Genomic DNA, 13,954 nt, shown 5'->3' on the forward strand with positions numbered 1-13,954 from the left:
TTCAGCTATCTGCTCTCGATCGACGAACACCGCAATTTCACGCGCGCGGCAGAAGCGCTCAACGTGTCGCAATCGGCCTTGTCTCAGAAGGTTCGGCAGCTTGAGGACGAGCTCGGCGCTCAGCTGTTCGACCGAAGCGGGCGCATGGTCCAGCTCACGGATGCCGGCATCGTCTACCTCGAGTATCTGCGACGCGCACACAATCACCTGCTCACCGCCCAACGCGCGCTGAACGATGTTCAGGACTTGTCACGCGGGAAGCTGCGAATTGCCTTCACTCCTACCTTCACTGAGTATCTCGTCGCCCCCGTCATCCAGCAGTTTCACGAGCGCTATCCNGGCATAATCATTGAGTTGACTGAGATGTCACTCGACGCGGTGGAGACGGCGCTCGGTGACGACAAAGTTGACCTCGCTTTCGGATTCGACGAAGTGTTCTCCCATGATGTTGAAGTCGAAGCGCTGTTTCCCGAACGCTTGACGCTTGTGATCGGTCGTTCCCATCCGCTGATCACGCGGCGCCATCCAGTCACCCCTGCGCAGCTCGCCGAAACGCCACTCGCGCTGCTAACGACAAGCTTCGTGTCGCGCTTCCATATCGACAGCTACTTCCAGTCGTGTGGCATCAAGCCAAGTATCGCGTTGCAGGCAAACTCGATCAGTGCGGTGCTTAAAATCGTTAGTCACGGAAAGATCGCAACCATTTTGCCTGGCACCATTGAGCTGGAGCATCGTGATCTGCAATACATATCACTCGACCCTCCCTTTCCGATGCGAACCGTCGCGCTGCTGAGTCGCAAGGGCGCCTATCGCACCGTCGCGTCAACGGCCTTTGCCGAACAGATCCGCGGAATGCTTGAGCACGGCTGCCTGTCGCCACTGCGCACGCTGACAGGACGCGACCAAGAATAAGCTGCAGTTCCTCTTCCAACTGACGGCAACCTCCCGGCCGGTTTAGAGTCGCAGCCGCGCCGGAGCAGTACACGTCGCCGCAACCTACATTCGATTAGATTAATTGATACTTCGCATCGCGAACCGTTCAGTGACGTACGCAAGCAACTACTGCCAGCAGCTCACAACTCGCCGCCATCTCCCCTCATCCTAAGCGGTTAGACAATCAATTCGTTCTGGCGATCGAGCCAGTACCTTTGAAAGGGTCGGGGACACATGTTGATCTGAGCGGCCAGTTGCCTGCCCGTGGTCGACGCAAACCTCTCACTTCTACGGAATAGCTTCGAATTCGAAATCTCCGGGCGAGAGCGTTTGAATCTTGATTGGCGAAAATTCGATACTCGTTCGCGCCAGTCACTGGTTGCCATCCATTGTGATAAGTGAACGTGATCGAGGCGGTTAGAAATCCGACTTGGACGCCGCGCGTGTGACGGCCCACAATTTCGAATACCGTAACCGAATAAAATGCTGTCTCTTCGTATCCAAGTTTAAGTGGCGCCCGCTGCAAGACATGCACGGTCCTGCACTTAAATAAAAAGGAGAAGGCACGCCCTCGTGCTTAAAATTAGATGGGCTACACTCAAATCGATCCGGATGCGCTTCACGCGCCCTGCCGATATCTTCCAGCTTCGCGAATCTCCTGCGTATATCCATGGCCTCCATTTACACGTCAACGCCGGCATGCAGTTCGCTGTAGATTCAGGTTGATGAGGAAGCATCTCTCCCATGCGGCCACCCAACTGAATGGATCGCCATCGCAGGTGACGCGCTATGACGGCAATAGCGAACCGCACCTGAGTGTCAGGATGCTGCACCGCCCGACGCGCAAGGCGGTACTCACTGAGATCGGTGTTAGCAATGCAGACGGGTGTCGCGTGCTACTGAGGTATCTCGAAATCGAATCACTCACCGCCCGAGCGCCAAGCATAGTCGCAGCTGATCTGAACGTGGTCGTGCTGCATAGCGTCAAGTCGGTAAAGTTGGCCGGGCTGTTCTTAGAGCACCGGTCGCGCTGCTTGGAGGTGTCGCGGAATATCGCGCTGATCGAATCGCAAGTCGGTCCGCTGGGCGGCGGATTCGACGCCGACATCGTCGCAGACGCGATCTTCATATCCGCCTCTACCGTGTCGCGCACACTTGTCCGCGCACCACAAATCGCCGCCGCATCGCCCGGCTACTTGCTGAACACAGCGGCGCCCTGCCGGCCGCTCGCTCTCGCTACGCACCGACTCGCCGCCCTGACCACCGGTTCGCGAACCAATCAGTGGACTCGCCGGAACGGCGCGATCGACGCAACTCCTATCGACACGTCGATCACGTTGAGCAGCATTCTGATGCAGCGCCAATTCGGACATGCGGGTGGCGGCATAGCCCTACTACCTAAGCACGTGGTTGCAAACGATCTGCGCATGGGTACGCTTATCTGCCTACTCGGGCACCATCCGATCGTGAACGACGGCGCTACTGTTGCGCTCGTGTATCTGGGCCGCGAATTCCTGACCGGTACGGGTCGGAGAGTTCGTCGATCTGGGCGCCGCACGCTTCAGACTGCCGTCGCTCGGCACGCCGCTACCTCTGGGAACCGTCCATGCGTTAAGCGCCGTCTCGTAGATCGCGAATGCGCGACTACATCGGCGCGGATCGCGCTCGCTCTTTCAAAGGTATGGACCGCCAGAGTACTCAACGGTGGCTCAAACAATCGTTTCTTCCATGTTTGCATTGGAATATCGTGATGCCCGTAAGCCGTCCTCGCCTACGCACAGGTGAGATCGCCCGAAGTGCTATCAACAATTAAACCGTGACGTTGGCGGTTCTGGGGGTGCGATATGGCCGACGCGAAAGGGCACGATGTCGCGGCTGTCTGGTTACTCAAACGCAATTGCGCGATTACGCCGAAACAGTTCGGCGTTTTCTATTGCTCGCTCGCAACCGTCTCGTTATCGATTGCGGCGTTCTGGACCGCATTAGGCGCATGGACCGTCCTTCCCTTTGCGGGCATCGATCTCATTGCTGTCGGCAGCGCATTCTTGGTCTATGCGCGACACTCGACAGATTACGAGCGCATCGTCATATCACCGATGTTTTTGACCGTCGAAACAGCGCAAGCATCCCGCATCACGGTGGTCACGCTTAACCCCCGATGGGTTCGAATTGGTCTGCAGGAAAAGCCTCGACCGAAAATCGAAATTCGTAGCGCCGGCCAAGTCATTCTCGTTGGCATTCATGCGCCCGCACACCGACGAGCGGCCATCGCAGCTGAAATGCGTCGATACATTGCGCGGCTTGGCTGAATGATTTTATGAAGACCCGACATTGACAATGCCGTAAGGCTAATTGGAGTTTGCCATGAGCACGACCGCGCACGATCATGTAGCTGGCCACAACTTCGGTCACCCTGTTCCGACCGGATGGCGACGGTGGGTGTTTGCCACAAACCACAAAGACATCGGGACGATGTATCTGCTGTTCTCATTTCTGATGTTTCTATCGGGTGGCATGATGGCGCTGGCGATTCGCGCCGAGTTGTTTGAACCAGGCATGCAGTTGATGCGCCCGGAATTTTTTAATCAGCTCACAACCATGCATGGACTTGAAATGATTTTTGGCGCAATCATGCCTGCATTCGTTGGTTTTGCGAACTGGATGGTGCCGCTTGAGATCGGCGCGTCCGACATGGCGTTCGCGCGGATGAACAATTTCAGTTTTTGGTTGCTGCCCGTCGCCGGGATCATGTTGACGGCAACATTGTTCATGCCGGGTGGCGCTCCCGCAGGCGGTTGGACGATGTATGCACCCTTGTCCACTCAAATGGGCCCGGGGATGGACGTCGCCATTTTTGCCGTCCACTTGATGGGGGCATCATCGATTATGGGCGGGATCAACATTGTGGTGACCGTACTCAACATGCGCGCGCCCGGTATGACGATGATGAAGATGCCCATGTTCTGCTGGACGTGGCTGATCACTGCTTTTCTGTTGATCGCAGTCATGCCGGTACTTGCGGGCGCGGTGACCATGCTCCTGTTCGATCGTCATTTCGGCACGTCGTTTTTTAACGCCGCTGGCGGTGGAGACCCGGTTCTTTATCAACACGTCTTTTGGTTTTTTGGTCACCCCGAGGTCTACATCATGATTTTGCCGGGGTTTGGCATAGTGTCGCAAGTTATTCCAGCTTTTGCCCGTAAGCCCCTATTCGGCTACGCATCAATGGTCTATGCGACTGCGTCGATCGCGATCTTGTCGTTCACGGTGTGGGCTCATCACATGTTTGCGGCCGGCATGCCCGTCACTGGCCAACTGTTCTTCATGTACTCCACCATGCTGATCGGAATCCCGACGGGCGTGAAGGTGTTTAACTGGGTCGCAACCATGTGGCGTGGATCGCTTTCCTTTGAGACGCCGATGCTGTTCGCCATCGGGTTCATCTTCGTGTTCACGATTGGCGGCTTTACGGGACTCATTCTTGCCGTCGCGCCGCTGGATATCCAGATGCACGGCACCTATTATGTAGTCGCACATTTCCATTACGTTCTGGTCGCTGGCTCGCTCTTTTCGTTGTTCGCCGGGTGGTATTTCTGGGCACCCAAGTGGACCGGGAAGATGTATAACGAGACCCGAGGCAAAATCCATTTCTGGGTGTCGATGGTCGCCGTCAACGTAACGTTCTTTCCAATGCACTTTTTGGGGCTCGCTGGCATGCCCCGTCGTTATGCCGACTATCCGGCACAGTTCACCGCCTTCAATCAGGTGGCGACGATCGGTGCCATTTTCTTCGGACTAGCCCAAGTCTACTTTCTCTTTGCCGTCGCGCTGCCTTGCTATGCACGTTCGAAAGAGCTGCAAGACGCTTCAGATAAACCGTGGGATGGAGCAGAAGGCCTTGAATGGACGGTGCCAAGCCCGGCGCCGTTCCATACCTTTGAACATCCGCCTGAAGTTATGTGAGCAGGTACGTTACCTCGCCTCATGAATACTGCACACCAAACGATGACTGGATCCACAGCGAATCTCAAGCCTCCGATCTCCCATAAGGTTTTTGGCGGACAACCGTCCTTCGAACAACTGGCTCGTCTGCCAATCGCGCTGCATCGCAGATCAGGGAAATCGGATGGACGCGTTGTTTGTACTTCGCGCCGCTCGACGATATATTTTTCGAGGATGCGATCCACATAACGACCGACCGTCGGGGTAGCAGTCGAGGACCATTCACCGACGGTAGTCAATTAATAGGCAAACAGATCGGAAAACCCAGTTCAGGGCTGTCGTGCGGCATTCTGCACATCTCGGAGTACCTCGTGGACAAAACAGGGGAGGCCTATCCTTTGGCGCGACGATGCTACTAGAAGTCGTTCCGAAGCTATCGCTAAAGCGACTAAACAGGTAATACATGATGCGCTGCGTCGGTCGAGTTCAACCCATACGTATCGCGATGCGATTTTACTTTCACTTATACCGAAAGGCGCTTATCCCGTGAGCACGATCGATCGCGCACTGCGCAAACAAGACTTCGAACAACTGTCGACTTTTCGCTATCGAATGCGCCTTTTCGAGCGTTTTTCAGAACGCGCCGCGCGAGACGAACGCATCACGCCACTTCAGTATCTGCTGCTCCTGCACATCAAGGGATATCCGCACCGAGGCTGGGCGACCGTTGGCGAATTGGCTGAGCGGCTCCAGGCGCGTCATCACAGCGTGGTCGCGCTTGTCACCCGGTGTGAAGCACTGGGTTTGGTAGAACGACGCCACAGTTCAATCGATCGTCGGCAAGTCGAGATTCGTCTTTTGAGCCCGAGCGAGAAGATCCTGCTGCGACTGGCCGAATTGCATCGGGCCGAACTGAGATCGCTTCCTACGACATTCCAAATCCCGCAGATCGATTATTATCTGCCGGAAGTAGTCGGACCTGAATAATTTGTTTTGCGTGGTGCCGCCTCTCATGGGGGGAAGGGCAGTGCAACTGAGCGTTTGAGTAAAGCAAGAAGGACAAGGGCGCAATAAAGCCGCGGCTTTCTGAGGATCATGCGCAGCTTGTGCGCCGCCCCGCGTGAATCACGTCGCCGAGTGCGCCTTTAGGCCAGTTTCGATCGAGCTTGCCATCCGTCTTCATGTGTCCCATGACCGGCTCAATCGCGCTACGTCTTCGGATCATCGCTCGCAGACCGCGCGTAGATGAACCGAACCCACAAAGTTGGACGACTGATGGCTACGCTGGAGCGAAACGAACTCGATATTCGACAGGACTCAGTCCCTTCAGCTTGATACGCTCGTGGTTGTGTTAGTGAATGTATTCCTTCAAGCCTTTCTCGAGATCGTCGAGATCGCGAAACTCGCTGGCGTAGTAGAACTCCGTCTTCAGGGTACCGAAGAAACTCTCCATTGCGGCATTGCCGAGGCAGTTTCCGCGCCGGGACATGCTCGGCGTAACCGCGCTCTGCTTCAGCAAGTGACGGTGGGTGGAGAGACGATATTGCCAGCCTTGGACGCCCTTCTAAAGGTCAAGGGGCAATTTGAGTCTGCGCGATCTCGCGGTTGCGTGTCGGATTCACGTACTCATCGGGCGCGCTGGTGATGGTACTGTGGATCAAATGCAAAGCAACGCGCCGCGCCGAAATGGCCGTCTTCCGACAGACTTTCAGAACGCGTAGCGATTCAATCATGCCATCGCGCGTCTTGGGCGTGACCGTACGCACACCGGCGAAGGTAGCATGAGCCGCGTTGTAGGCGTCCAGCGTATCGTCCTTGCCACGTTTGCGCCGGTCGCTTTTATCCGGCGCGGTCACCTCCAGCACGGTAACTTGGGCCTGCTGTAGGTAGCGCAGTAAGCCCGCGCCATAGCTCCCGGTGCACTCCACGCCGACCCGGACAAGCTCACCGAATGAGCGCATCCAAAGCAACATCTGCTTGTACCCGTGCCGCGTGGTTGGGAAGGATTCGCTGCCGAGAAGGCGATCATGTTCGTCAACGACAGCCGCGAAATGCAGATCCTTATGCGTATCAACGCCGCCTACAATGCTGCGAGGGCCAGCAGTAGTCTGTTCTTCTTTCATACAGCCTTGCTCCGGTTGCCGATGGGGTATAGGCGATCTCACCGGCATCGAGAACCTGGACAAGACAGTAAAGTGACAGGGGTCGGGCCCTTCTTCGGTCATACGTATCGACGAGGTGAAAACCTTGCCGTGCGGCAGTTCCAGACGACCGACGGGTCCAGGGAAAGACATTGAGTCGATCGGAATGCGGGTCAGGTGGCCCGGAACGCTCTACGGCACCAGACCTCTCCCGAAAGCCCCTTGTTTCGAACGGTGACCGGCCGGAAACATCTGGTACCCGCATTCTTACTATCGGAATGAAGCACCGGTCGATCTTTGGGCTTTAGCCTACCGAAGGCTTTTCGAAGCATTGTCCCAACCATATCGAAATGGGGACGTCTGGCTATCTCGTAAGAGACGATCTCACCGTTATAGAGGTCCAGTACGGGCGACAGATATAGTTTTCGGCCGGAGATGTTGAATTCGGTCACGTCCGTCGCCCATTTCTCGTTAGGCCGCTTTGCTGCAAATTTGCGCTGGAGTAGATTGGGCGACACACGATTGACTTCTCCCCGGAATAGGCGGAACTTCCTGCCCCGAAGACATGACTTGGTCTGCATCTGCCCCATCAGCCGCCGCACGGTCTTGTGGTTGACTAGCGTGCCGCTCTTGCGGAGAACGATCGTGATTCGTCGATATCCATATCTTCCCTTGTGCTGGTCGAAGATCTCCTGAATGCTGGCTTTGACGGCAAGCGCCCAGCGCTTGCCACTTCGCTCGGCCGCGATGAACAACAGGTCTTTCGTCCACGAGTGGGACGCGTTCATTTCCTTGCTGGTGAACATCGGCGGGAAGCCGGATGGAAGCAAAGAACGCCTGGCAATCGGCGACGGGTATCGGGAAGCGAAGGCATCGTGGCTTGAGCTGCTGCTTGACCTGAAGCGCGGGGCTTGCAGGCGGGTCCACGGCTGGCCGTCTGCAATGGTCCTATGGGCTTCTGAGCGGCTGTGCAGGAGGTTTTTTCAGCGACGCGCGGCCAGCGCTGCTGGTTTCAATACGCCGATGTCCGGGCTATGCCGAAGTTTGGCTGCAATAGCGGACCACTGGTGGGGAAGGCACTTTGGGTGTCGGCATAATCACAGCGGCTCTGGTGATCTGTCCCAGAAATAATTTTGCATAACCGAGCCACTTCTTGCAGGATTGAATCGGCGGTCGCTGCCCATACGAACGACCGTCCATGCTGATTATGGTGCTCGCTATAACGCTCGATGCCTGCAACAAGTCGGCGCACATTCCTGAACGACCCTCGACGGTTCGCCTGCTGCGTAATCAGGCCGAACCAGCGTTCAACCTGACTCAGCCAACTCGAAAAGGTCGGCGTAATGTGCATGTGGTAGCGCGTGTGCGTGGCCAGCCACGCCCTGATCTGCGGATGCCTGTGCGTCGCTTAGTTGTCGACGATCAGATGCGCATCTAACCGTGCCGAAGCTTTTGCGGCAGCCAATCCAACCCGGAGCTTAAGTCTGAAACACCCCTAACGGGCGGGATGGCGCGCGCTCAATCCACGTGATCAATTGCCGCGCACGATTCGATGTAATCCTCTGATTTCCGTTGAAGGGCGTCTTGCCCGTAATTTTCCGGTGGAAGTGTGGAATGTTGATCGGCAAAACGACGACACTACGCTCCGCCGATCGGTATTCTCAACGGTGACATTCGTTGCGATAAGTAAAACCGATCGCGTCAGTCGAAAATCCGACTTGGACACCGTGTACGAGAAGGAACACAATTTCAGTCATCGCAATCGAATGAAAATTTGCTTCTCGTACTCGGTGCAACTAGTGTCCGCCGTAATCGACGTGCGTGATCATGCTCCTAACTCGGCGCGTCCTACCGCTGTTGTCCTGCTCATCGTCGCCATGGATTTTCTATATCACTTCCAAGCGGATTCGGCGCTGTTCCCCAGCAAATGGTCGTTGCTCGCACAATTCGGCGCCATGCTGGTGACGTTCGCCATTGTCAAAATCCTTCGCGGGATCAGAATTCGCGTGACTGCCTGTCGAATCGCGCGCCAGAACTGGTCCGAACTCGCTTGGATGGCCGATCCGTATCGACCACTGGACGCCCATGCTTGGACTGCACACGCAGCCGAACGACTCGATCAGGTAGCCGCACGCATCGCGTTCGTAAATTCGAGCGATGCATTGCATGCTATCGACTGGCTGACCGAGATGCGCACCGGCCGTTACATCATCAAAGTGCGGCAGGGCCTCGCGAACTACGACGCGCGAACACGCGACGCAATCGAGGCCGCGCTCGCGGAAGTGTCAAGCTTGTATCGCGCGCGCGCCGATGCGTATCATCCGGTCCCAGCCACGGCAACGCTGATGCGCACGATTACGCGTGCGATCAGTGTTACAGCCAGCAATACTACCGGCAACGACGCCGTTCTGCGCGCCCTTATCGGCATGCGCAACAACCTGTTTCCACGCGTTCAACTCATCGAGAACACAACGCGATGATCGAGGATATTCATATATTCGGTACTCGCCGGTTGCTTGCGACCGGTCGCGGTCACACGCTTGAGCAGTCACCACGACCGAACGGTGCCTCGCACAGGCTTGCTCATTTCGTCACCCGGCAGGTTCGAGCATCGCACCGCTCTCCGGCGCACACTGTGATGAAACATCGGTCCGACAAGCCTCGTATCTCAATTCGCGACGAATGAAGCCCACTCAACGCAACCCCCTGCTCCGCAGCTTCAGCTATCTGCTCTCGATCGACGAACACCGCAATTTCACGCGCGCGGCAGAAGCGCTCAACGTGTCGCAATCGGCCTTGTCTCAGAAGGTTCGGCAGCTTGAGGACGAGCTCGGCGCTCAGCTGTTCGACCGAAGCGGGCGCATGGTCCAGCTCACGGATGCCGGCATCGTCTACCTCGAGTATCTGCGACGCGCACACAATCACCTGCTCACCGCCCAACGCGCGCTGAACGATGTTCAGGACTTGTCACGCGGGAAGCTGCGAATTGCCTTCACTCCTACCTTCACTGAGTATCTCGTCGCCCCCGTCATCCAGCAGTTTCACGAGCGCTATCCGGGCATAATCATTGAGTTGACTGAGATGTCACTCGACGCGGTGGAGACGGCGCTCGGTGACGACAAAGTTGACCTCGCTTTCGGATTCGACGAAGTGTTCTCCCATGATGTTGAAGTCGAAGCGCTGTTTCCCGAACGCTTGACGCTTGTGATCGGTCGTTCCCATCCGCTGATCACGCGGCGCCATCCAGTCACCCCTGCGCAGCTCGCCGAAACGCCACTCGCGCTGCTAACGACAAGCTTCGTGTCGCGCTTCCATATCGACAGCTACTTCCAGTCGTGTGGCATCAAGCCAAGTATCGCGTTGCAGGCAAACTCGATCAGTGCGGTGCTTAAAATCGTTAGTCACGGAAAGATCGCAACCATTTTGCCTGGCACCATTGAGCTGGAGCATCGTGATCTGCAATACATATCACTCGACCCTCCCTTTCCGATGCGAACCGTCGCGCTGCTGAGTCGCAAGGGCGCCTATCGCACCGTCGCGTCAACGGCCTTCGCCGAACAGATCCGCGGAATGCTTGAGCACGGCTGCCTGTCGCCACTGCGCACGCTGACAGGACGCGACCAAGAATAAGCTGCAGTTCCTCTTCCAGCTGACGGCAACCTCCCGACCGGTTTAGAGTCACAGCCGCCCCGGAGCAGTACAGCTCACCACGACCCGCATTCGAAAATACCTACTGCAAAATACAAGATGATAGATGCAATTAAAAATTCACTTCTAACCGAAAATTAAATCTCATTCGCCTTTTGCATTAATGAAAAATATCCTGTTTCTCCAAGCCAGTCCACATGGCTTTGATTCGCTCGGAGCTCGCCTTGCACATGAGGCCCTCATGCGCTGGCAATGGCACGAGCAGCGTTCAGGTGCTTACTCGGTATTACGTAATCTTACAGAGCCGCCCCTCTCCGCTCTGTCTCGCGACTACGCGCTTGCGTCGGTTTCAGGACACCCTAATACCGACCCGGCACTAGAATATTCCGAGCAATTGATCGCAGAGCTGACGCAGAGTGACTGCCTGCTCATCAGCACGCCGATGCACAACTTTACGGTGCCTGCAGTGCTGAAACTCTGGATTGATTTTGTGTTGCGTATCGACCGCACGTTTAAAATCACGGCCGACGGCACTTTTGGTTTGCTCGCGGACCGCCCCGTGCTAGTGCTCGTTCGTTCCGGCGGGTTAAGCATTGGCGAAACGGCCCGCCAACCGGATTTTCTCACACCATATCTGAAGCTCGTGCTGGCCACCATCGGAATCACGATGGTTGAGTTCATTTATCTCGACGGTATTGCGCCTGATGATGCAGCTATCGATGCCGCGCGTGGTGAAATAGCAAGATCGAGCATTTTTACCTCTGCTTTCCATCATCAGCGTGATGCCCTCTGAACTCGATTACCGGAAGCGCCCGTTTATATCTATCAAGATTCGTCGTGCCCCAAAAAGCACGATTGAGCGCATTCTCGGCGGATAGGTGATCGAATCTGTCAGGCCTGCATCAGTCGATGGGAAATAGCATCACCGAATAAATCATGGAAATTGGAGTAGTGAGCTTTTTTGCTTCCTCTCCCCAGAAATTTCTCACTACCGATGCAACACTTGGATCGAGCACAAGCGACTTTGAAGACCGGCCTTAGAAGTTACGATAAGTGGCTCGCAGCTCATTTTCCTTGGTCGTCAGTTCCACGAAAGTTGTTATCGACGTGACCGGTCAGAAGCAACCGACTCTCAGGGGCTCCTCCCGGAGCTCTTTTGCCGACGCAACGCGTCGGTTTTTTTTGGGGAGGATACCCGATGGCTTGCGCCCCTACATACCTGCGAATGGGTGGTCTACGCCAAGCGCCCGTTCGCCGGACCGAAGGCGGTGCTCGAGTACCTCTCACGCTACACGCACCGCGTCGCCATCGCCAACCAGCGCCTGGTCGCCGTCGATGAGCGTGGCGTGACGTTCCGCTGGAAGGACTACCGTGCGAAGGGACGCACCCGCTACAAGACCATGACCCTCGAAACCGGCGAATTCATGCGCCGCTTCCTGCTCCATGTGCTGCCCGGTGGTTTCCATCGGATCCGCCACTTCGGGCTGCTCGCGAACCCGGTGCGCCGCGCCAATCTCGCAAAGGTGCGCGATCTGCTGCACGTCGCACCCGAGATCAGCCCGTTGCCGGACGACGCCATCATCGAAACCCGCCCCGTCTTCATCTGTCGGCACTGCGGCGCACCGATGATCGTCATCGACATCCTCGCGCGCAGCGCCCCGATCCGCGCACCGCCCATGCGCCGGGATCCGACATGAACTCCACGGTTCCTCGACCTGCCTGTCGAACGTTGGCTCCGCGGCAACGCGGTCCAGGGATGGAAGCCTGCGCGTGTCGCTACGTGAAGCGCTTCGCCCGTTCGCTTCATCATCGCGAATGCACGACTAAACCGCTTCGCTACAGCGTCAGCGTCCCTCCGGCACCCCGCCTGAGCGTGCCGCATCCGGCACCACTGACCATCCCGGTCTATCAATCGCCATAGCCGCGAACCCTCCAATCGCAGTGGCGCACTCCGCGGTTTCCTCCATCGGGCCTATTCGACGCCTGCCAACACGCGCAGAGGCACCGTCACATTCCTGTGATCGATGGCAGGCATCGAATAACCCTTAACGAAGTGTGAATTCGCGGACACAGTCAGTTGCGGTCCTGCCGCGAGACGCAGGCAATGTCAGCAATCCGCTTGGCTGCCGACTTTGAACGCGACCAGCGTCAATGTCGGCAATGGCCGAATCGGGTGCTTTGCGTTCTGGGCCTCACTATGTTTCCGTTTGATTCCCCGAGAAAGTCCAACTGAAGGTGAATCGACGCCCAGATCCCGCGCGGTGATCGCAGACTGTCTTATTGGCTGGGGTTCTCTGCTTCCGTCCCGCCACTTTGAGCAGGAGTTTCAACGGGCGCGACGCTCTCCGTTGGTACACGAGACTTCCGGGCCGGAGCCGCTCCGACGGAGCGAGCACGTTTGGTCGCAGCGCTCTTAGCGATCTTCTTCGCTGCCGTTCCTTTTTTCGCAGCCACTCCTTTCTTGGCGACTGTGCCCTTGCTAGCGGCCGCCCCTTTCTTGGCGGCCGCTCGCTTCTTCGTTGCAGGTCCCTTCTTCGCAGCCGTCGTCTTTGTCGACGCCGACTTCTTCGCGGCCGGTTTTGCGGTGCCCGCCTTTGCGGCCGTTTTCGACGCTGACTTCTTCGCAGCTGTTCCCTTTTTGGCGACTGCCTGGGTGCTGTTGCTCGCGCTTGCAGCACTGCCCTTATCAATCAGGAACACGCTACGATCCTTCGCGTTCGCGATCCAAGCAGGCGGACGCGCGAATCCGCTCCACGTCAATCCCGAGACCGGATCACGATAGCGCGCGGGCTGAGGTCCTTTGCGTGCGGCCGTCCTGCGCTTTACCGGCACGTTCGCGCGTGAAGTGCGCTGACCAGAGCCCGCCGCGAGGAATGCGGTCCGATCGCTTGCATTCGCAATCCACGCCGGCGCCCTGCCGCGACCACTCCATGTCGCACCGGTCTTCGGATCGACATACTTGGCTGAATCCGCTTTTCCCACTGCATTCGCTTTGGTCTTACCTGATGCCTTGCCGAGAAATCCGGCGACATCATCCATCGAAAGATCATGACGCGCCATCAAGTCATGAATCTGCTTGAGCACCCCGCTCGCCGCTTTGGTCTTTAAAGCTTGCGCCTGTGCTTCGAGTTTCTTGATTCGCGCTTGAATCGCTTCTAGCGTCGCCATTTCACTTCTCCTATTCCGAAAATTAACCGCACTATGCCACGGACGCGCGTCAATGGGCTAGCAGCATCGATCTGGTAACGATCTAAGAAAACGGACAGCGCGCGTCGTTTGCTTTGGTTTTT

General features: G+C 56.8%; 10 protein-coding genes and 6 pseudogenes. 11 read left to right on the forward strand and 5 right to left on the reverse strand.

The genetic code is table 11. The annotated features are described in order from the left end of the window. Positions 1-9: 9 nt before the first annotated feature. From cynR (NCS28_RS31195) to NCS28_RS31215, 5 genes are all read left to right on the forward strand, one after another. Positions 10-912, forward strand: coding sequence for a transcriptional regulator CynR (gene cynR, locus NCS28_RS31195; protein ID WP_502801263.1), 903 nt, complete (start codon positions 10-12; stop codon positions 910-912). 746 nt (positions 913-1,658) lie between these two features. After that, on the forward strand, positions 1,659-2,684 hold the full coding sequence (locus NCS28_RS31200) for a LysR substrate-binding domain-containing protein (RefSeq protein WP_250517651.1): 1,026 nt from the start codon (positions 1,659-1,661) through the stop codon (positions 2,682-2,684). Between the two features lie 93 nt (positions 2,685-2,777). After that, on the forward strand, positions 2,778-3,242 hold the full coding sequence (locus NCS28_RS31205; protein WP_250517652.1) for a DUF2244 domain-containing protein: 465 nt from the start codon (positions 2,778-2,780) through the stop codon (positions 3,240-3,242). A gap of 55 nt (positions 3,243-3,297) precedes the next feature. Continuing rightward, positions 3,298-4,896, forward strand: coding sequence for a cytochrome c oxidase subunit I (gene ctaD / locus NCS28_RS31210; RefSeq protein WP_250517653.1), 1,599 nt, complete (start codon positions 3,298-3,300; stop codon positions 4,894-4,896). 525 nt (positions 4,897-5,421) lie between these two features. Beyond that, positions 5,422-5,862 (forward strand): MarR family winged helix-turn-helix transcriptional regulator, encoded by a 441-nt coding sequence (locus NCS28_RS31215; protein ID WP_250517654.1) that lies wholly within the window; start codon positions 5,422-5,424, stop codon positions 5,860-5,862. A gap of 23 nt (positions 5,863-5,885) precedes the next feature. Here the strand turns inward: NCS28_RS31215 and NCS28_RS31220 are convergent. The 4 pseudogenes from NCS28_RS31220 to NCS28_RS31235 form a co-directional block, all read right to left on the reverse strand. Beyond that, positions 5,886-6,118, reverse strand: a pseudogene (locus tag NCS28_RS31220) (IS5/IS1182 family transposase); the annotation flags it as partial. Between the two features lie 36 nt (positions 6,119-6,154). Next, positions 6,155-6,430, reverse strand: a pseudogene (locus NCS28_RS31225) (IS3 family transposase); the annotation flags it as partial. 73 nt (positions 6,431-6,503) lie between these two features. Beyond that, positions 6,504-6,998, reverse strand: a pseudogene (locus NCS28_RS31230) (IS110 family transposase); the annotation flags it as partial. A 290-nt stretch (positions 6,999-7,288) separates the two neighbouring features. Next, positions 7,289-7,729: pseudogene (locus NCS28_RS31235) on the reverse strand (IS3 family transposase); the annotation flags it as partial. 58 nt (positions 7,730-7,787) lie between these two features. Between NCS28_RS31235 and NCS28_RS31240 the strand changes: the two are divergent. The 6 genes and pseudogenes from NCS28_RS31240 to NCS28_RS31265 all read left to right on the forward strand — a co-directional run. Continuing rightward, positions 7,788-7,975 (forward strand): annotated as a pseudogene (locus NCS28_RS31240) (transposase); the annotation flags it as partial. Between the two features lie 239 nt (positions 7,976-8,214). Then, complete coding sequence (locus NCS28_RS31245; RefSeq protein ID WP_250517655.1) at positions 8,215-8,454, forward strand: hypothetical protein; 240 nt, start codon at positions 8,215-8,217, stop codon at positions 8,452-8,454. 289 nt (positions 8,455-8,743) lie between these two features. Further along, positions 8,744-9,496: an FUSC family protein gene (locus tag NCS28_RS31250; protein WP_250517808.1), complete on the forward strand. Its 753-nt coding sequence runs from the start codon at positions 8,744-8,746 to the stop codon at positions 9,494-9,496. 202 nt (positions 9,497-9,698) lie between these two features. Beyond that, positions 9,699-10,646 (forward strand): transcriptional regulator CynR, encoded by a 948-nt coding sequence (gene cynR / locus NCS28_RS31255; RefSeq protein WP_250517656.1) that lies wholly within the window; start codon positions 9,699-9,701, stop codon positions 10,644-10,646. 181 nt (positions 10,647-10,827) lie between these two features. Continuing rightward, positions 10,828-11,457 (forward strand): FMN-dependent NADH-azoreductase, encoded by a 630-nt coding sequence (locus NCS28_RS31260; protein ID WP_250517657.1) that lies wholly within the window; start codon positions 10,828-10,830, stop codon positions 11,455-11,457. A 409-nt stretch (positions 11,458-11,866) separates the two neighbouring features. Further along, positions 11,867-12,361 (forward strand): annotated as a pseudogene (locus NCS28_RS31265) (IS91 family transposase); the annotation flags it as partial. A gap of 580 nt (positions 12,362-12,941) precedes the next feature. Here the strand turns inward: NCS28_RS31265 and NCS28_RS31270 are convergent. Continuing rightward, complete coding sequence (locus tag NCS28_RS31270; protein ID WP_250517658.1) at positions 12,942-13,832, reverse strand: H-NS histone family protein; 891 nt, start codon at positions 13,830-13,832, stop codon at positions 12,942-12,944. Between the last annotated feature and the right edge of the window lie 122 nt (positions 13,833-13,954).

The organism is Caballeronia sp. INDeC2 (genome assembly GCF_023631325.1).
Classification (GTDB): domain Bacteria; phylum Pseudomonadota; class Gammaproteobacteria; order Burkholderiales; family Burkholderiaceae; genus Caballeronia.